Below are 18,217 nucleotides of genomic sequence, written 5' to 3' on the forward strand. Positions count from 1 at the left end.
TTGGTTCGTCACGGAATTTTCAGTGTTCATGAAATCGAGCGCCGCCCGCGCGGCGCATCGCTGATAAATCCGCTCCTACATTTGTTGCAACGTACCTATGCCTGATAGGCCATGGTTGTCAGCCTGGGTGGCACGACGCGATTTCTCGACGGGCGCCAAAAGCGGACAACCATGGCCTGACAGACTGTGGCACGTTGCAACAAATGTAGGAGCGGATTCATCCGCGATGCGCCGCGCGGGCGGCGCTCGATCTCACAAACACCAAAAATCCCACGACAAGCCCGGACATGCGCGCCCCCCTCCGGCAAATGGGCGGTAGAATCTGTTCAATTGCGAAATGATGACTTGAGGTAACCGTGGAATTGCAGCAGGGCTTCGTCCTGACCCGCCACTGGCACGACACGCCCGAAGGCACCTGCGTGGAGTTCTGGCTGGCCACCGACCAAGGCCCGCAACGCGTGCGCCTGGCCCCCCAGGAGTCCGTCGCCTTCCTGCCCCAGGCCCAGGCCGAGCACGCCCGCCTGCTGCTTGCCAACGAACCCGGCAGCCAGCTCAAGCCCCTGCGCCTGCGCGACTTCGACCAGCGCCCCATGCTCGGCCTCTACACCCGCCAGCACCGCCAGCTCATGCAACTCGAACAACGCCTGCGCAACGCCGGCATCGACGTCTTCGAAGCCGACATCCGCCCCCCCGAACGCTACCTCATGGAGCGTTTCATCACCGCCGCCGTGCAGTTCACCGGCAAACCCGACGCCCACGGCGTGCTCTGCGATGCCCAGCTCAAACCCGCCAGCCACTACCGGCCACCCCTGCGCCTGGTGTCGCTGGACATCGAAACCAGCGAACGCGGCGAGCTCTACAGCATCGCCCTGGAAGGCTGCGGCCAACGCCAGGTGTACATGCTCGGCCCGGCCAACGGCGCCGTCGACAGCCTCGACTTCGGCCTGCACTACTGCGCCGACCGCGCAGCCCTTCTGACCTGCCTCAACCAATGGCTCGCCCAGCACGACCCCGACGCGATCATCGGCTGGAACCTCGTGCAGTTCGACCTGCGCCTGCTCCACGAACACGCCCGGCAACTGCAGGTGCCCCTGGCCCTGGGCCGCGGCGGCGAGCCCATGACCCTGCGCACCCACGCCAACGGCGGCCATGTGTTCGCCGATGCGCCCGGGCGCTTGCTGATCGACGGCATCGAAGCGCTGCGCTCGGCCACCTGGAGCTTCCCCTCGTTCAGCCTCGAAAGCGTCGCCCAGACCCTGCTCGGCGAAGGCAAGGCCATCGACACGCCCTACCAGCGCATGGACGAGATCAACCGCATGTTCGCCGAGGACAAGCCCGCCCTGGCGCGCTACAACCTCAAGGACTGCGAGCTGGTCACGCGCATCTTCGCCCACACCCGGCTGCTGGAGTTTCTGCTCGAACGCGCCGCCGTCACCGGCCTGGCCGTGGACCGCAGTGGCGGTTCGGTGGCAGCGTTCTGCCACCTGTACATCCCGCACATGCACCGCATGGGGTTCGTCGCTCCCAACCTGGGCAGCCGCCCCGACGAAGCCAGCCCCGGCGGTTTCGTCATGGACTCGCGCCCCGGCTTGTACGACTCGGTGCTGGTGCTGGACTACAAGAGCCTGTACCCATCGATCATCCGCACCTTCCTGATCGACCCGGTGGGCCTGGTCGAAGGCCTGCGCCAGCCGGATGACGAACACTCGGTCGAAGGCTTCAGGGGCGGGCGCTTCTCGCGCACCCAGCATTGCCTGCCGGCCATCGTCGAGCGCGTGTGGCAGGGCCGCGAGGCGGCCAAGCGTGATGGCAACGCGGCCTTGTCGCAGGCGCTGAAAATCATCATGAACGCCTTCTACGGCGTGCTCGGTTCCAGTGGCTGCCGCTTCTTCGACCCGCGCCTGGCATCGTCGATCACCCTGCGCGGGCACCAGATCATGCGCCAGACCCGGGCGCTGATCGAAGCGCGCGGCTTCGATGTGATCTACGGCGATACCGACTCCACCTTCGTCTGGCTCAAGGGCGCCCATGACGAGGAGGCCGCCGCACGCATCGGCCGCGCGCTGGTGGCTGAGGTCAACCAGTGGTGGCGCCAGCACCTGCACGACAGCATGGGCCTGCAAAGCGCGCTGGAGTTGCAGTACGAAGTGCATTACCGGCGCTTTCTGATGCCGACCATCCGCGGCACCGAAGAGGGCAGCAAGAAACGCTACGCCGGCCTGGTGCAACGGGCCGATGGCAGCCAGGAGATGGTCTACAAAGGCCTGGAATCGGTGCGCACCGACTGGTCGCCGCTGGCCCGCCAATTCCAGCAGGAGCTGTATGGCCGGGTGTTCCGTGGCGAGCCCTACCGCGATTATTTGCGCGAGTTCGTGCGCCGCACCCTGGCCGGCGAGCAGGACGAGCTGCTGGTGTACCGCAAGCGCCTGCGCCGGCCACTGGCCGACTACCAGCGCAATGTCCCGCCGCACGTGCGCGCCGCGCGCCTGGCCGATGACTACAACCAGCGCCTGGGCCGCCCGCTGCAGTACCAGCGCGGCGGCTGGATCAGCTACCTGATGACCACGGCCGGCCCGCAGCCGCTGGAGAACCTGCAGGCGCAGATCGACTACCAGCACTACCTGAGCCGCCAGTTGCAGCCGGTGGCCGATGCGATCCTGCCCTTCGTCAACGATGACTTCAGCCGCCTAACCGACCGCCAGCTGCTGCTGTTCTGAGCGGGGGCTAGATAGCTAGCCTCTGGCCTTGCCTTGCATTGCCTAGCCTCGTGCCGACCCGCACACAGGAGCTAGCCATGCAAGACACCGATACCCTCGCCGTCGCGCAAACCTATCAGGACCAGTTGATCGCCAAGCGCCTGCCGAGCTGGATGGCCCAGCTCGATGAGGCCGAACACGCGCTGCTGGCCGAGGCCTTGCGCCACCTCCTGGCCTGCCGCGAAACGCTGGCGGGAGGCTTTGCACAGGTGCGCCACCTCGACGATTTCTGCAGGCCCTTGTTGCAGCAGGCGCTCGACCGCCTGGGTAGCTACCGGGTCGAAGCCTTGCAGTTTCGCCGCTGGTACACCTTCACTTCCAACAGCGTCAGCTACCTGGCAGGCCGTTTGCCGGTGCAAGACAGCGACACCTACGAGCAACCCTTGCTGGAAGCCGCGCTCTACAACTTCAGCACAGACGAATGCACCGAGCAGCCCCGCAAGAACGCCGTGCTCGACACCCAGGGCGGCCAGCAAAGCCTCACTGCTCGGGCCTTCGCCAGCCTGTGCCGCGAGCTGGACCTGGGGCAACGCTATCAGCAGCACCTGGACGCCACCTTGCTTGCGCCGAGCGTCAAGGCGGCGCTGGTTGCGTTGCAGCGCTACAGCATGCTGGCCGACGCCGTGCAGGCCAAGGCCGAAGGGGTGTTGAGCGAGGCCGAGCTGCAGCTGGTGGCAGGCCTGTGCCGCGACGGCCGGCCCGGCTGGCTTGACGGCGACCCGGTGCAGGCGCGGCAACTGCAGCTGTTCGGCTGCCCGTTGCAGCGCATCGTGGTGCTGCAGGCGATCGACACCGGCGTGCTCTACAACGGCATCAAGCGCGTGCTGGTGTATGTCCCGGGCGACCCGCAAGGCCCCTGGAGTGCGCGCGATGACCTGGACAGCTACGTGCGCCGCGTGCTCGGCATGCGCCTGCGCGGCCCCCACTACCGGCGTTTCTTCAGCCGCTTCGTGCGCAGGCGTGACGCCCAGCAGGTGTTTTCGGCGATCAGCGAGCGGCTCGATGACGTCACCGACTGGGCCACCCGCGACCTCGATGAACGCACCACCCTCTACCCGCTGCCGCTGTTCGAGCACCTGGCCGACGCCTGGGTCGCACAGATCAAGGACGACTGCGCGATGATCGCCCCGCCCGTGGCGCAGCTGGACCGCCAGGCCCAGGCGCAGCACGACAAGCGCCTGCAGGCCGAGGGCTGGACCGTGCTTGGCATCGCAGGCTTGTACGTGCCTGCGGTGGGCGCCGTGCTGGCGGCGGTGATGGCCTATGAGCTGCTGGAGGAAACCTACCAGGCGATCGCCGACTGGCATGACGACGCCCGCGATGCAGCGCTGGAGCACCTGCTTGCGGTCGGCAAAAGCCTGGCCTTGATCGGCGCGACCGCAGGCACCGTGACCCTGGCTCGGCGCGCCTGGAGCCCGGTGGACAACCTGGTCACGGCGCAGCTGGAGGACGGCAGCGAGAAGCTCTGGAACGGTGACCTGCAGCCCTACCGCAGCGAAGGCCCAGCCGCCGACGCAACGTGGGACGAGCAGGGCATCTGCCGGCAGGGCGAGCATTGCTGGGTGCAGATGCAAGGTGACTGGTACCGGGTTCGCCAGGCCGCCGACGACCAGCCCTGGCAACTGGACACCTACCGCGGGCACGCGCCGCAGCTGCGCGACAACGGCGCAGGGGCGTGGCGGCTATGGCACGAGCAGCCCGCGCAGTGGGACGACCTGCACACGATGTTCCGCCGCCTGGGCAGGCCCTACAGCGACCTGGATGACGCGCAGATCGATCAGGTCATGGCCATCCATGGCCTGCAGGTCGATCACCTGCGGGCGTGGCATGTGTATGGCCAGCGCGCCGAAGCGGGCGTTGCCGACACCGTCAGCCGCGTGTTGCTGGCCAGCCGCATCCACACCCTGGGTGAGCAATTGCGTACCGGCCAGGCTGTTGCCGATACGGCACTCCTGGCACAAGCCCGAGCCCTGGGCGGCGCGGCCGGGGAAGACGACCAAGCGCTTGCCGAGGTGGTCTGGGCGCAGCGGCGCACGCTGCTGCAGCAACGCTATGACGAGCAGTTGCCGGGCAGCGAGGCGAGCCGCCTGTTGCGCCGGGACTTCGCCAGCCTGCACCAACTGGCCGCCGACGAAGTGCTGCGCGCGGCCAGCGAAGACGAGCGTGAAGCCTTGCTCAAGAGCCAACAGGTGCCGCTGCTCATGGCCCAGGCGGCCAGGGCCCAGGTCATGGGCATTCGCCTGGCGCGGGTGTACGAGGCGCTAGCGTTCGATACGCCGCAGAACCTCGACCTGGCGCGGGTGGTGCTGCAACTGCTCGCCCGCTTGCCTGGCGCCGCTGGCGGGCCGGGCTGGCGGCTGTACGACGCCGATGCCGGCCAGCCGTTGCTGGCCACCGAAGGCGGCGGCGGGGTGTTCGACCTTATCCATCGGCACGGCGTGTTCAGCCTGCGTGGCGTTGGCGAGGAGGGTGAGCTGTTCGACGTGCTGGCCCAGGCCTACACCCCCGAGCAGCGTGCGCGCACCGGCCTGGGCGAGCCATTTGCCGAGGCCCTGCGGGCGCACCTGTGGGCGCAGGCCACCGGCATGCGCGACAGCGTCGAGGGCTGGCTCGGCCTGAATCGCCCCAACCGCTCGTTCCTCGCGCCCCAGCGCTTCGACGATGGCAGGGTCGGCTACCCGCTGAGCGGCGGGCGCTTCTGGGCCGCCCTGCGCGGGCGTGCGCCAAGGGCATTGCAAGCGCGGCTGCGCGATCTTTACCCGGCGTTCAGCGACGAGCAGTTGGGCCGCTGGCTGGAGCGGGACGATGCGCCAGCGCGCCTGGAGGCCCTGGAGCAGCAGTACAGCGAGTTGCACAATCAGTTGAACCAATGGGTGCGCAATGCCTTCCCCTCGTTCGAGCTGCTGGCCCGCCGCCAACTGCGCAAGGAACTGCTCGACTGCTGGCGCTGGCTGTTGCCGGATGCGGGCGGCGAGGCGGGGGAGCCCTTGCCGTGCATCCTCAGCCATGTGGGTGGGCGCATCCAGCATCTGCCCAGCCTGCCCGAATCGGTCAGCTTCCCGCATGTCTCGATCATCGCGCTGCGGGCCATGCGCCTGGAAACGCTCCCGGATGAGTTCCTGCGTGCCTTCCCCAACCTGCGCAACCTGGAAATCACCCATTGCCGGCTGCGGCGCCTGCCTTTGAGCCAAGCGCTGGCCCAGCAACTGGAGGTGCTCGACCTTTCCGATAACCAGATCGCCCTGGACGAAGGGCAAGCCCTGGTGCTGGCCGGCTGCAGCTCGCTGGTCTATCTCAACCTGTCTGCCAACCCACTGGGCAGAGCCTTCTCGATCTACGGCATGCCCAGGCTCAATGCCCTGTACCTGCAAGGGGCCAGGCTCGAACGCTTTCCTTATGGGGTAATGGACAGCGCCGAGCTGCTCACCCTCGACCTGAGCGACAACTACCTGGACGAGCTGCCCGAGCGCTTTCATGACTCGCTGCTGTGGCGCGTCGGGCGGGTGAGCCTGGGGGGCAATCTGTTCGCCGCCGCCCCGGACACACTGACCACCTGGCACTGGCTGGAAGAAAGCCGCGTGCCGTATCGCCTGCGCTGGCTGGATGTCGCGCCGGACGGCAAGCGCGACACCCTGGCGGCGCTGTGGACGCAACTGGAAGGCGAGCAGGGCGCGGCGGACTTTTTCACTACCCTGGCGGCGCTCACATCGTCGGGCAATTTCAAGTCCTACCCGCTGGCCAGGCACTTCGCCGCCCGCCTGCTCGACATGTTCGAGGCCATGCTCGCGGACGATGCGCTCAAGCGCGAGCTGTTGCAGCACGCGGCAGTCACCGATTGCCAGGACAACGCCACCGTTCGCTTCACCGACCTTGAAGTGCGCGTGCAGGTCTGGCGGGCACGCCATGGCGAACTGGCGCAGCAGCCGGAACGCGCGCTGCTGCGCCTGGGTGGGCGCTTGTGGCGCATGCATGTGCTCGACCAGGTGGCGGCCGAGCATGCGCTGAGGGCGGGGGCGAGCAGTGAGTCGATCGAGTTTGCGCTGGCCTATCGCATCGCCTTGCGGGCGCGGCTCGACCTGCCGATTCGCCAGGATGACATGCTCTACGCTGGCATCCCTGCGCTTGGCGTGCGTGACGTGCGCCGCGCCGAGCGAGCCGTGGTCGCGGCCCAGTCCAGCGAAAGCCTGGCGCAATTTCTGGCGCGCCAGCCGTTCTGGAAGGATTACCTGAGCGCCCATTTCGCCTCGCGCCTGAAGGTGCCGCAGGTGTTCCATGACGAATTGGAGCGGCTGATGGCGCTGGGTGACCGGGAGGCTGAAATTGCCCAGCTGCACATCCGCAACCAGCAACGCGAACACCAGGTGATGCTGCAGCTGACCCGTGAGGCCCTGGGCCGGGTGCGCACCGTGATGTTGAGCGATGGCTGACCTCTGGCGGCTTTGAACTATGCTCTAACAGGGCTGTGATGTTTCCGGAGATGTCACGGCCCGTTCATGGTAATCGGAAGTTACTTTTGTGCCGCGCACGCTCCAGGCAACTGGTTTAGGCTCCTGCGTCGGATCTTTCTCCATGATCTGTAGTCTTTGGTTTATCGAGAGAATAAGGAGATACGCATGCTCGTCCGGTCACTGACCCTCGCCACCATGCTTGTCGTCGCTGGCCCCTTGTACGCCGCCGACAGTGATGCACCACTGGCCAAGGAGCTGGGCAAGGCCAGGCCGCTGGTGGTCATCGCCCCCAGCAGCGCCGACCCCACCCTGCGCGGCCTGAACGAAGCCTTGAAGGACCCGGCCACCCAGGCGGCCTTCAAGGAGCGCGGGCTGGTGATGTACAGCGTGGCCAACATGATGGGCAAGCGCGAGGACAAGAACCTCGAACAGCAGACCACCATGGCCCTGATCCGCGAGCTGAAACTCGGTGCCAGCAAGGGCACCAAGGTGATTCTGGTGGGCAAGGACGGCGAGCGGCACATGCTCAAGGATGACGACACCGGCGAGAAGATCGACCCGCAGGTGATCTTCAAGGCGGTCGATGAGTTGCCGGCGACCGAGAAGGCGATGGCGGCCCCGGAACCGGTGGCCGCCAGCAGCGAGCCGGCGCCCAAGGAGAGCAAGCCCGGCAAGCCTGCCAAACCTGCCAAACCCGCGGCGCCCCCCAAGCCGCTGGACGATTGACCCCCTAACGCGCCGCCAGCTCGACCTGTGCACACAGCCCGCCATGCGGGCGATTGCTCAAGGTCAGGCGGCCACCCATGGCCTGGGTGAGCTGCTGCGCAATCGCCAACCCCAGCCCGGTGCCACCGGTGCTGCGGTTGCGTGAGCTTTCCACGCGGTAGAAGGGCTTGAGCACTTCATCGAGCTCGTCGCCGGGTATCCCCGGGCCGTCGTCGAGCACCCGGATCACCGTGCAGCCGTGTTCACGGCTCACTTCCAGTTGCGCCTTGCCGGCGAACTTCAAGGCATTGTCCACCAGGTTGACCAACACCCGGCGCAGCGCGTGGGGGCGGGTTTCCAGCAGGCTGCCGGTGCTGCCGTGGCGCTCGACCTGGGCGCCGCTGTCCTGGTAGTCGAACACCAGGCTGTCGAGAAAGGCATCGAGGTTGATGCGGCAGGCAGGTTCGGTATTGATGTCCATGCTGCGGGCGTAGGCCACGCCCTCGCGCACCAGGTGCTCCATGGCATCCAGGTCATGCCACAGCTTTTCTTTCTCGACCCCTTCATCCATCACCTCGACGCGCAGCTTCATGCGGGTGATCGGGGTTTGCAGGTCGTGGGAAATGGCGGCCAGCAGCTGCATGCGCTCCTTGAGGTAGGCGGCGATGCGCGCCTGCAGGGCATTGAAGGCAACCGCGGCATATTTCACCTCGCGCGGGCCGCTTTCATCCAGGCGGGCGCTGGGCTTGTCCGGGTCGAGGGTGTCCAGCGCCTGCACCAGGCGGGTCAGCGGGCCGGTGGCCAGGCGCACCGCCAGCCAGGTGCAGAACAGCAGCACGGCCAGCTGGATCAGCAGCACCAGCGGCAACCAGCGCGCCACCGGCACCGGCGTTGGCGTTACATCGATGGTCAGCGGCGCGCCATCGTGAAGGCGCAGGTGCACCTGGAAATGCGCGGCGGGGCCCGGGATGTCCTGGAACGTCAGGGCATACTGGCCGCCCAGGGCCTTGGCGATCGATTCTGCGGCCTCCGGCGGGTCGCGGCTCGGCATCGGCTGGCCTGGCAGGCCGCCGTCCAGGCGGTAGCGGTAGCTGTGGCGCTCCAGGCGCGACAGCCAGGCGGGGCGTTCGGTGGCGGGCAGGCGTTCGAAGATGGCCAGCGAGGTGGTCACATCCTGCTCCAGGTGGCTGAGCATCATCGACTGGCTGCTGATGTAGCGCTCGTAGGCCTGCAGGCTGAACGACAGCCCATAGGCCAGCACCAGCCCGGTGATGAAGATCAGCGCCAGGCGCGAGGCCAGGGTGCGGGGCCATTTCATGACGGCGACTCGAGCAACTGCACCGCCAGCGAGAACACGTAGCCTTCGCTGCGCACGGTCTTGATGCAGCTCGGCTCGCGGGCGTCGTCGCCCAGGCGCTGGCGCAGGCGGCTGACCAACAGGTCGATGGAACGGTCGAAGATGTCCGCCTCGCGGCCCTGGGTCAGGTTGAGCAGCTGCTCGCGGCTGAGCACCCGCTGCGGGTGGTCGAGAAACACCCGTAGCAGGCGGTACTCGGCGCCGCTCAGGGCCACCAGGGTCCCTTCGCTGTCGAGCAGGTGGCGGGCGGTGGTGTCCAGGCGCCATTGGCCGAAGGCCAAGAGGCGGCTGCTTTCGCTGATGGTCAGGTTGGGCGGCAGCATGCGCGTGCGGCGCAGCACGGCGTTGATGCGCGCCAGCAGCTCGCGGGCGGAGAAGGGTTTGGTCAGGTAGTCGTCGGCGCCCATTTCCAGGCCGATGATGCGGTCGGTCTCGTCGTTGCGCGCAGTCAGCATCAGCACCGGCGTGTTGCGGTGCTTGCCGGCACGCAGCTCGCGGCACAGCAGCAGGCCGTCGTCGCCGGGCATCATGATGTCGAGCACCACCAGGTCGACGCTGTTGGCCTCGAGGAACGCGCGCATCTGCCGGCCATCGGCGACGATGCTGGTGCGCAGGCCGTTCTTCTTCAGGTAGTTGCCGACCAGTTCGCGGATTTCGCGGTCGTCGTCGACGATCAGGATGTGATCGACATGTTCCATCGCAAGGGTCCTGTGCAAGGGCAATGGGGCGCAGTGTACCGAGCGTGTTTACGCTTGCCTGCCGGGGTTTGTATTGCAGTGTATCTGGCCTTGATACAGATACAGCAGGAAGCACTTCAACGGCACAGGCGACACATGGGCGATACCTGGCAGCGGTGAAATGACTCTCGACGGGGAACGACATCCCCCACCCGAAGAAGATGCCCAGGAGAAATGCCATGAACGTGAAAACCTTTGCCGGTGCCAGCCTGTTTGCCGTGCTCGCCTTCGCCGCCCTTGGCGCCCAGGCCGCCAGCCAGCCGATGAACACGGACGGCGCCATGCAGTACCACTACGGTGAGCACCTGGATATCAAGAAAGTGCTGTCGGTCAAGGACGATCAGAGCAACGCCTGCGGCCCGGTCAACACGCGCATGAACTACCTCGATTCCAAAGGCCAGCACGAAAGCCTGGAGTACCGCAGCTACGCCACGGCCGGTTGCCATGACAATTGATCGGCGGCTGTTGAAGGCCGGCGGCGTGGCCCTGGCGCTGGTGGGCCTTGGCCTGGCCGGCCAGTTGCTGGCCCGCGACGACTACGGCCCCATGCCGTCGCTGGCCGGCGCCAGCCAGTGGCTGAACTCGCCCCCGCTGGACGCCCCCGCGCTCAAGGGCAAGGTGGTGCTGGTGGATTTCTGGACCTGGGACTGCATCAACTGCCAGCGCAGCCTGCCGCATGTGAACGACTGGGCCCGGCGCTACGGCGACCAGGGGCTGGTGGTGGTGGGCGTGCACACCCCGGAGTACGACTACGAGCACGATGTCGGGCAGCTCAAGCGCAAGGTGGCAAGCCTGGGCATCGGCTACCCGGTGGCGGTGGACAACGACTATCAGGTGTGGAATGCCTGGGGTAACCAGTTCTGGCCGGCGCATTATTTTGTCGATCGCCAGGGGCAGGTGCGGCATGTGCACTTTGGTGAAGGGGATTATGGCGGGCAGGAGAAGGTGATTCAGGCTTTGCTGGATGAGAAGGGATGATTGCCTGTACTGGCCCTATCGCCGGCAAGCCGGCTCCCACAGGTACCCCACAAGCCTGAATATTGTGGAGTACCTGTGGGAGCCGGCTTGCCGGCGATCGGCCCGCTGCATATTCAAGTGAAACTGGCAAAATGCGCCTGCATCCGCCGCGCATCCGCCTGCTGCCCACTGAACAGCTCGAACGCCTTCACCGCCTGGAACACCGCCATATGGCTGCCATCCAGGGTCCGGCACCCCAACGCCCGCGCCGCCCGCAGCAATTCGGTCTGCAGCGGGAAGTAGATGATCTCCGCCACCCACAGCCGCTCATGCAGCCACTCGACCGGCAGCGGCGTACCTGGCACCTTGGCCATGCCCACCGGGGTGGTGTTCACCAGCCCATCCGCCACCGCCAGCTCTGCCTCCAGGTCGCTGCCCAGCACCGCCCGGCCCACGCCGAAGCGCTGGTTGAGGTTGTCCACCAGCGCCTGCGCCCGCGCTGTGTCCACCTCGAACAGCAGCAGCCGCTCGACCCCTTCGCCAAGCAGCGCATGGGCCACCGCCGAACCCGCGCCGCCCGCGCCCAGCTGCACCACCTGGCGGCGCGGCGCATCCGGCAGGCCGCGGCGCAGGCCTTCGGCAAAGCCCAGGCAATCGGTGTTGTGGCCGACCCGCTTGCCATCCTTGAGCACCACGGTATTCACCGCGCCGATCCCGCGCGCTTCGTCCGACAGCTCATCGAGCAGCGGCACGATCGCCTGCTTGAACGGGTAGGTAATGTTCAGCCCGGTGAAGCCGGTGCGCTGCGCGGCGTCGAGCAGCTGCGCCAGGGCACTGTCGTCGAGCTGCAGCTGGTCGGCATCGATCAGCCGGTACAGGTAGCGCAGGGCCTGGGCATCGCCCTCGTGCTCATGCAGGGCAGGGGTGCGCGACAACTGGATGCCGCGGCCGATCAGCCCGGCAAGGATGGCGGGCTGGCTCATGCGGCACGCTCGCCCAGCAGCTCGGCGAAGTGGCTCAGGGCCATGCGGTAGCCCTGGCTGCCGAGGCCGCAGATCACGCCCACGGCGATCGACGAGACGAACGACAGGTGGCGGAAGGGTTCGCGCTTGTGCACGTTGGACAGGTGCACTTCGATGACCGGCAGTTCACAGGCCACCAGCGCATCGCGGATGGCCACCGAGGTGTGGGTCCAGGCGCCGGGGTTGATCAGGATGCCGGCGCAGCGCCCGCGCGCGGCGTGGATCCAGTCGATCAGCTCGCCTTCGTGGTTGGTCTGGCGAAACTCGATCTGCAGGCCCTGCGCCTGGGCCGTGTCGGCGCAGCCTTGGGCAAGGTCGGCGAGGGTTTCATGGCCGTACTGGGTCGGTTCGCGGCTGCCCAAGAGGTTCAGGTTGGGGCCGTTTAGCACAAGAATGAGGGGCTTCATGGCGCACATCGCTTTGTTGTTTTTGGATGCACCTATCTTTGTACCACCCGGTTAGTTTCGTCAATTGAGGCCCAAGGGGAAGTGGGCGATTATCGGCCCGCCGCCCTGGCGGATGACAAAATTGTAATTTCCCCGCCACCGCCCCGATAACCACGCCTCCCTACAGTCCCCCGGCACCGCTTGCCGACGAGGACTCCTGACGTGCCCATCCCCCGCAAGATCGCCGTGCTCTGCCTGTTGCTCGCGGCCACCGCCAGCGCCCAGGCCGGGCAGGGCTTGAGCCTGCCCGACGCGCTCGCCGCCGCGTTCGCCAACAACCCCGAGCTGGCCGCCGCCGGCCGCGAGCGCGGCATCGCCGAGGGCGAACGGCGCCAGGCCGGGCTGATCCCCAACCCGGAGCTGGCCTGGGAGGTCGAGGACACCCGGCGCGACACCAGCACCACCACGGTCACCCTCAGCCAGGCGCTGGAGCTCGGTGGCAAACGTGGCGCGCGCATTGCCGTGGCCAGCAGCGGCCAGGCCATTGCCGAGCTCGACCTGCAACGCCAGCGCAATGGCTTGCGCGCCGATGTGGTTCAGGCCTTCCACGCCGCCCTGCGCGCACAAACCGCCGTGGACCTGGCGCAACAGTCCCAGGCCCTGACCGAGCGCGGCCTGAAGGTCGCCCAGGGGCGCGTGAGCGCTGGCCAGGCCTCGCCCGTGGAGGCCACCCGAGCCCAGGTGCAGCTGGCCCAGGCGCACGCCGAGCTGCGCCGTGCCGAAAGCCAGCGCACGGTGGCCTTCCAGGCCCTGGCGCGGTTGACCGGCAGCCCCCAGGCCAGCTTCGGGCACGTGCAGGCCGCCGAGCTGTCGCCCGGCGCCGCCCCCAGCGCCGAAGCCTTGCTCGCACAACTCGAACAGACCGCCGAATGGCGCCTGGCGGCCGCCCAGATCGAACGTGGCGACGCCTCGCTCGGCTCGGAAAAGGCCCAGCGCATCCCCAACCTGACCGTCAGCCTGGGCAGCCAGTACAGCCGCGAAGACCGCGAGCGGGTCAACGTGGTCGGCTTGTCCATGCCCCTGCCGCTGTTCGACCGCAACCAGGGCAACGTGCTGGCCGCCGCGCGCCGCGCCGACCAGGCGCGTGACCTGCGCAATGCGCTGGAGCTGCGCCTGCGCAGTGAAACCCGCAGCGCCGTCAGCCAGTGGCGCACGGCGCTGCAGGACGTAGAGGCCTACGACCGCACCATCCTGCCGTCGGCGCAGCAGGCGGTGGACACCGCCACCCGCGGTTTCGAAATGGGCAAGTTCGCCTTCCTCGACGTGCTCGATGCCCAGCGCACGCTGATCGATGCACGCGCCCTGTACCTGGACGCGCTGGCCGCGGCCACCGATGCCCGGGCGCAGGTCGAGCGCATCTATGGCGATGTCGCCAGCTTGAGCACTACAACGATCAGCAGGAGCAACCATGAATAACCCCCGCAAGCTCGCCCTCCTGGCGGCTGCCGTTGCCGTGCTCGGTTTCGGCGGCCTGGCCTGGACCGGCAACCTGGGCCAGGCCAAGCACGATGAGCACGCCGAAGACGGCCATGGGCATGGCCAGGCCAGCGCCGAGGCGCACGAGGACGAGGAGGGCAAGGTGCACCTGTCCGCCGCGCAGATCGAGGCGGCCGGCATCCAGCTGGTGGCCGCCGCCCCGGCGCCGATGAGCAGCGCCATCAGTTTCCCCGGCGAGATCCGTTTCGACGAAGACCACACCGCCCACGTGGTGCCACGGGTGCCCGGGGTGGTGGAGGCGGTGCAGGCCAACCTGGGCCAGGCGGTCAAGCGCGGCCAGGTGTTGGCGGTGATCGCCAGCCAGCAGATTTCCGACCTGCGCAGCGAGCAGCTGGCGGCCCAGCGCCGCCTGGAGCTGGCGCGCCTGACGTTCCAGCGCGAGCAGCAGTTGTGGCAGGAGCGCATCAGCGCCGAACAGGACTACCTGCAAGCCCGCCAGGCCCTGCAGGAGGCCGAGATCGCCATGGCCAACGCCCGGCAGAAAGTCGCCGCCGTGGGCCCGGCCGGTGCCGGCAACCGTTACGAATTGCGCGCGCCGTTCGATGCGGTGGTGGTGGAAAAGCACCTGACCGTGGGCGAGGTGGTCGATGAGACCAGCAACGCGTTCACCCTGTCTGACTTGAGCCGGGTCTGGGCCACCTTCGCCGTCGCCCCGCGCGACCTGGCCAAGGTCACCACCGGGCGCAGCGTCAGCGTCAGTGCGCCGGACCTGGGCGCCCAGGTCGAGGGCCAGATCAACTACGTCGGCAGCCTGCTCGGCGAGCAGAACCGCGCCGCCACCGCCCGCGCCACCCTGGCCAACCCGGATGGCGCCTGGCGCCCCGGATTGTTCGTGACCATCGCGGTCAGCACCGAGCGGGTCGAGGCCGCCGTGGTGGTGCCGCAAAGCGCGCTGCAGAACTGGGAGGAGCAGACCGTGGTGTTCGCCCGCACCGAAGAGGGCTTCGAGGCACTGCCGGTGCAGACCGGCCGGCGCGATGCCGGCCAGGTGGAAATCACCGCAGGCCTGAGCGCCGGCACCCAGGTGGCTGCCGCTGGCAGCTTCGTCCTCAAATCGGAGCTTGGCAAAGGCTCCGCCGAGCACAGCCATTGATCGCGGGGACGCTTGCATGTTCGAACGCCTGATCCAATTCGCCATCGAGCAGCGCCTGGTGGTGATGCTCGCCGTGCTGCTGATGGCCGCCGTGGGCATCCACAGCTACCAGAAGCTGCCCATCGACGCGGTGCCCGATATCACCAACGTGCAGGTGCAGATCAACACTGCAGCGCCGGGCTACTCGCCGCTGGAAACCGAGCAGCGCATCACCTACGCCATCGAAACCGCCATGGCCGGCCTGCCGGGGCTCAAGCAGACCCGTTCGCTGTCGCGCTCCGGTTTGTCCCAGGTAACGGTGATCTTCGCCGACGGCACCGACCTGTTCTTCGCCCGGCAACTGGTCAACGAGCGCCTGCAGGTCGCCCGCGAGCAGTTGCCCGAAGGCATCGAGGCGGGCATGGGGCCGATCTCCACCGGGCTGGGTGAAATCTTCCTGTGGACGGTGGAGGCCGAGGAGGGCGCGCTCAAGGACGACGGCACGCCGTACACCCCCACCGACCTGCGCGAGATCCAGGACTGGATCATCAAGCCGCAGTTGCGCAACGTGCCCGGGGTGGCCGAGGTCAACAGCATCGGCGGCCACGCCAAGCAGTACCTGATTGCGCCGGAGCCCAAGCGCCTGGCGGCCTACAAGCTCACCCTCAACGACCTGATCGGTGCCCTGGAGCGCAACAACGCCAACGTCGGCGCCGGCTACATCGAGCGCAACGGCGAGCAGTTGCTGATTCGCGCGCCGGGGCAGGTGGCCACGCCCGAGGACATCGCCAACATCGTCATCTCCACCGCCGATGGCACGCCTATTCGCGTCAGCCATGTCGCCGAGGTCGGCCTGGGCCAGGAGCTGCGCTCCGGCGCCGCCACCGAAAATGGCCGCGAGGTGGTGCTGGGCACGGTGTTCATGCTGATCGGCGAGAACAGCCGCACGGTGTCCCAGGCCGTGGCGGCCAAGCTTGAGGACATCAACCGCAACCTGCCCAAAGGGGTGGTGGCGGTGACCGTGTACGACCGCACGCACCTGGTCGAAAAAGCCATCGCCACGGTGAAGAAGAACCTGGTCGAGGGCGCGATCCTGGTGATCGCCGTGCTGTTCCTGTTCCTGGGCAATATCCGTGCGGCGCTGATTACCGCGATGGTCATTCCGCTGTCGATGCTGTTCACCTTCACCGGCATGTTCAGCAACAAGGTCAGCGCCAACCTGATGAGCCTCGGCGCCCTGGACTTCGGCATCATCGTCGACGGCGCGGTGGTGATCGTCGAGAACGCCATCCGCCGCCTGGCCCATGCCCAGCAGCGCCATGGCCGCATGCTGACGCGCAGCGAGCGCTTCCACGAGGTGTTCGCCGCCGCCCGCGAGGCGCGCCGGCCGCTGATCTACGGCCAGCTGATCATCATGGTGGTGTACCTGCCGATCTTTGCCCTGACCGGGGTCGAGGGCAAGATGTTCCACCCCATGGCCTTCACCGTGGTGCTGGCCTTGCTCGGCGCCATGATCCTCTCGGTGACCTTCGTGCCGGCCGCCATCGCGCTGTTCGTCACCGGCAAGGTCAAGGAAGAGGAAGGCGTGGTGATGCGCACCGCGCGCCAGCGTTATGCGCCGGTGCTGGCCTGGGTGCTGGGGCGGCGCAAGCTGGCCTTCGCTGGGGCGGCTGCGCTGGTGCTGTTGTCTGGGGTGATGGCCAGCCGCATGGGCAGCGAGTTCATCCCCAGCCTCAGCGAGGGCGACTTTGCCCTGCAGGCGCTGCGGGTGCCGGGCACCAGCCTGTCGCAGTCGGTGGACATGCAGCAGCGCCTGGAGCAGGCGATCATCAGCCAGGTGCCGGAAGTGCAGCGGGTGTTCGCCCGCACCGGCACGGCGGAAATCGCCTCCGACCCGATGCCGCCGAACATTTCCGACGCCTATGTGATGCTGCGGCCCCAGGAGCAGTGGCCGGACCCAGGCAAATCGCGCGACGCGCTGATTGGCGAAGTGCAGCGCGCCGCCGCCAGCGTGCCGGGTAGCAACCACGAATTGTCGCAACCGATCCAGCTGCGCTTCAACGAGCTGATTTCCGGGGTGCGCAGCGACGTGGCGGTAAAGCTGTTCGGCGACGACATGGACGTGCTCAACCGCACCGCCGCTGAAATTGCCGGCAGCCTGCAGCAAGTGCCGGGCGCCTCGGAGGTGAAGGTCGAGCAGACCACTGGCCTGCCGGTGCTGACCATCGACATCGACCGCGACAAGGCCGCCCGCTACGGCCTGAACGTGGGCGACGTGCAGGACGCCATCGCCATTGCCGTGGGTGGCCGCACGGCCGGCACGCTGTACCAGGGCGACCGCCGCTTCGACATGGTGGTGCGCCTGCCCGAAGCCCTGCGCACCGATGTCGAGGGCTTGTCCAGCCTGCTGATTCCCGTGCCGGCGAGCGCATCGGCCGGGCAGATCGGTTTCATCCCGCTGTCGCAGGTGGCCAGCTTGAACCTGCAACTGGGGCCCAACCAGGTCAGCCGCGAGGATGGCAAGCGGGTGGTGGTGGTCAGTGCCAACGTGCGTGGGCGTGACCTGGGCTCGTTCGTCGAGCAGGCCGAGCAGACCCTACGCGAGCAGGTGGCGATCCCGCCTGGCTACTGGACCCGCTGGGGCGGCCAGTTCGAGCAGCTGCAGTCGGCGGCCGAACGCCTGCAGGTGGTGGTGCCGGTGGCGTTGCTGCTGGTCATGGCCTTGCTGCTGATGATGTTCAACAACCTCAAGGATGGCCTTTTGGTGTTCACCGGCATTCCCTTCGCCTTGACCGGCGGGGTGCTGGCGCTGTGGCTGCGTGATATCCCGCTGTCGATTTCCGCGGGGGTCGGCTTCATCGCCTTGTCCGGGGTGGCGGTGCTCAATGGCCTGGTGATGATCGCCTTCATTCGCAGCCTGCGCGAGGAAGGCCGCAGCCTGCGGGTGGCGGTCGAGGAAGGGGCGCTGACGCGCTTGCGGCCGGTGCTGATGACGGCGTTGGTGGCCTCGCTTGGGTTCATTCCGATGGCCCTGGCGACCGGGACCGGGGCCGAGGTGCAGCGGCCGTTGGCGACCGTGGTGATTGGCGGGATCCTGTCGTCTACGGCGCTGACCTTGCTGGTGTTGCCGGCGTTGTACCAGTGGGCGTACAGGCGCGAGGAGGAGTGAGGCTGGGGCCGCTGCGCGGCCCAATCGCCGGCAAGCCGGCTCCCACCAGGG

At 67.5% G+C, this 18,217-nt stretch carries 12 protein-coding genes; 8 read left to right on the plus strand and 4 right to left on the minus strand.

The window, feature by feature from the left end; translation table 11 throughout:
• Positions 1 to 356: 356 nt before the first annotated feature.
• The 3 genes from ACIPG5_RS03145 to ACIPG5_RS03155 all read left to right on the plus strand — a co-directional run bounded on the left by ACIPG5_RS03145 (position 357) and on the right by ACIPG5_RS03155 (position 7,930).
• Positions 357 to 2,717 (plus strand): DNA polymerase II, encoded by a 2,361-nt coding sequence (locus tag ACIPG5_RS03145; protein WP_286913769.1) that lies wholly within the window; start codon positions 357 to 359, stop codon positions 2,715 to 2,717.
• A gap of 77 nt (positions 2,718 to 2,794) precedes the next feature.
• Positions 2,795 to 7,183: an NEL-type E3 ubiquitin ligase domain-containing protein gene (locus tag ACIPG5_RS03150; RefSeq protein ID WP_401373282.1), complete on the plus strand. Its 4,389-nt coding sequence runs from the start codon at positions 2,795 to 2,797 to the stop codon at positions 7,181 to 7,183.
• Positions 7,184 to 7,369: 186 nt separating this feature from the next.
• Positions 7,370 to 7,930 carry a DUF4174 domain-containing protein gene (locus ACIPG5_RS03155; protein ID WP_176514552.1) on the plus strand — a complete coding sequence of 187 codons (561 nt, stop codon included), beginning with the start codon at positions 7,370 to 7,372 and terminating at the stop codon, positions 7,928 to 7,930.
• A 4-nt stretch (positions 7,931 to 7,934) separates the two neighbouring features.
• Here the strand turns inward: ACIPG5_RS03155 and ACIPG5_RS03160 are convergent, their stop codons facing one another.
• Positions 7,935 to 9,227, minus strand: coding sequence for a sensor histidine kinase (locus ACIPG5_RS03160; protein WP_401373284.1), 1,293 nt, complete (start codon positions 9,225 to 9,227; stop codon positions 7,935 to 7,937).
• On the minus strand, positions 9,224 to 9,964 hold the full coding sequence (locus tag ACIPG5_RS03165) for a response regulator (protein WP_176514548.1): 741 nt from the start codon (positions 9,962 to 9,964) through the stop codon (positions 9,224 to 9,226). Before ACIPG5_RS03165 ends, ACIPG5_RS03160 begins: the two co-directional genes overlap by 4 nt.
• Before the next feature lie 218 nt (positions 9,965 to 10,182).
• On the opposite strand from ACIPG5_RS03165, the gene ACIPG5_RS03170 reads away from it, so the two are divergent.
• Positions 10,183 to 10,458: a DUF2790 domain-containing protein gene (locus ACIPG5_RS03170; protein WP_176514546.1), complete on the plus strand. Its 276-nt coding sequence runs from the start codon at positions 10,183 to 10,185 to the stop codon at positions 10,456 to 10,458.
• Positions 10,448 to 10,981, plus strand: coding sequence for a thioredoxin family protein (locus tag ACIPG5_RS03175; protein ID WP_176514544.1), 534 nt, complete (start codon positions 10,448 to 10,450; stop codon positions 10,979 to 10,981). Before ACIPG5_RS03170 ends, ACIPG5_RS03175 begins: the two co-directional genes overlap by 11 nt.
• A gap of 113 nt (positions 10,982 to 11,094) precedes the next feature.
• Here ACIPG5_RS03175 and ACIPG5_RS03180 read toward each other — a convergent pair whose 3' ends face one another.
• Both ACIPG5_RS03180 and aroQ read right to left on the minus strand, forming a co-directional pair.
• Complete coding sequence (locus tag ACIPG5_RS03180; RefSeq protein ID WP_176514542.1) at positions 11,095 to 11,943, minus strand: shikimate dehydrogenase; 849 nt, start codon at positions 11,941 to 11,943, stop codon at positions 11,095 to 11,097.
• On the minus strand, positions 11,940 to 12,389 hold the full coding sequence (gene aroQ / locus ACIPG5_RS03185) for a type II 3-dehydroquinate dehydratase (RefSeq protein ID WP_176514540.1): 450 nt from the start codon (positions 12,387 to 12,389) through the stop codon (positions 11,940 to 11,942). Before aroQ ends, ACIPG5_RS03180 begins: the two co-directional genes overlap by 4 nt.
• Positions 12,390 to 12,590: 201 nt before the next feature.
• On the opposite strand from aroQ, the gene ACIPG5_RS03190 reads away from it, so the two are divergent.
• The 3 genes from ACIPG5_RS03190 to ACIPG5_RS03200 are packed head-to-tail and all read left to right on the plus strand — an operon-like array spanning position 12,591 to position 18,166.
• Positions 12,591 to 13,844, plus strand: coding sequence for a TolC family protein (locus ACIPG5_RS03190; RefSeq protein ID WP_401373287.1), 1,254 nt, complete (start codon positions 12,591 to 12,593; stop codon positions 13,842 to 13,844).
• Positions 13,837 to 15,018 (plus strand): efflux RND transporter periplasmic adaptor subunit, encoded by a 1,182-nt coding sequence (locus ACIPG5_RS03195; RefSeq protein ID WP_286913764.1) that lies wholly within the window; start codon positions 13,837 to 13,839, stop codon positions 15,016 to 15,018. Before ACIPG5_RS03190 ends, ACIPG5_RS03195 begins: the two co-directional genes overlap by 8 nt.
• 16 nt (positions 15,019 to 15,034) lie before the next feature.
• On the plus strand, positions 15,035 to 18,166 hold the full coding sequence (locus ACIPG5_RS03200) for a CusA/CzcA family heavy metal efflux RND transporter (RefSeq protein ID WP_176514532.1): 3,132 nt from the start codon (positions 15,035 to 15,037) through the stop codon (positions 18,164 to 18,166).
• Positions 18,167 to 18,217: the final 51 nt, after the last annotated feature.

Source organism: Pseudomonas sp. NPDC087029, from assembly GCF_044745345.1.
In the GTDB taxonomy this organism is placed as follows: Bacteria; Pseudomonadota; Gammaproteobacteria; order Pseudomonadales; family Pseudomonadaceae; genus Aquipseudomonas; species Aquipseudomonas faucium.

Coding starts and splice junctions, on each gene's coding strand:
- ACIPG5_RS03150 (WP_401373282.1), top strand. CDS start 2,795: ATGCAAGACACCGATACCCTCGCCGTCGCGCAAACCTATCAGGACCAG.
- ACIPG5_RS03155 (WP_176514552.1), top strand. CDS start 7,370: ATGCTCGTCCGGTCACTGACCCTCGCCACCATGCTTGTCGTCGCTGGC.
- ACIPG5_RS03160 (WP_401373284.1), bottom strand. CDS start 9,227: ATGAAATGGCCCCGCACCCTGGCCTCGCGCCTGGCGCTGATCTTCATC.
- ACIPG5_RS03165 (WP_176514548.1), bottom strand. CDS start 9,964: ATGGAACATGTCGATCACATCCTGATCGTCGACGACGACCGCGAAATC.
- ACIPG5_RS03170 (WP_176514546.1), top strand. CDS start 10,183: ATGAACGTGAAAACCTTTGCCGGTGCCAGCCTGTTTGCCGTGCTCGCC.
- ACIPG5_RS03175 (WP_176514544.1), top strand. CDS start 10,448: ATGACAATTGATCGGCGGCTGTTGAAGGCCGGCGGCGTGGCCCTGGCG.
- ACIPG5_RS03180 (WP_176514542.1), bottom strand. CDS start 11,943: ATGAGCCAGCCCGCCATCCTTGCCGGGCTGATCGGCCGCGGCATCCAG.
- aroQ (WP_176514540.1), bottom strand. CDS start 12,389: ATGAAGCCCCTCATTCTTGTGCTAAACGGCCCCAACCTGAACCTCTTG.
- ACIPG5_RS03195 (WP_286913764.1), top strand. CDS start 13,837: ATGAATAACCCCCGCAAGCTCGCCCTCCTGGCGGCTGCCGTTGCCGTG.
- ACIPG5_RS03200 (WP_176514532.1), top strand. CDS start 15,035: ATGTTCGAACGCCTGATCCAATTCGCCATCGAGCAGCGCCTGGTGGTG.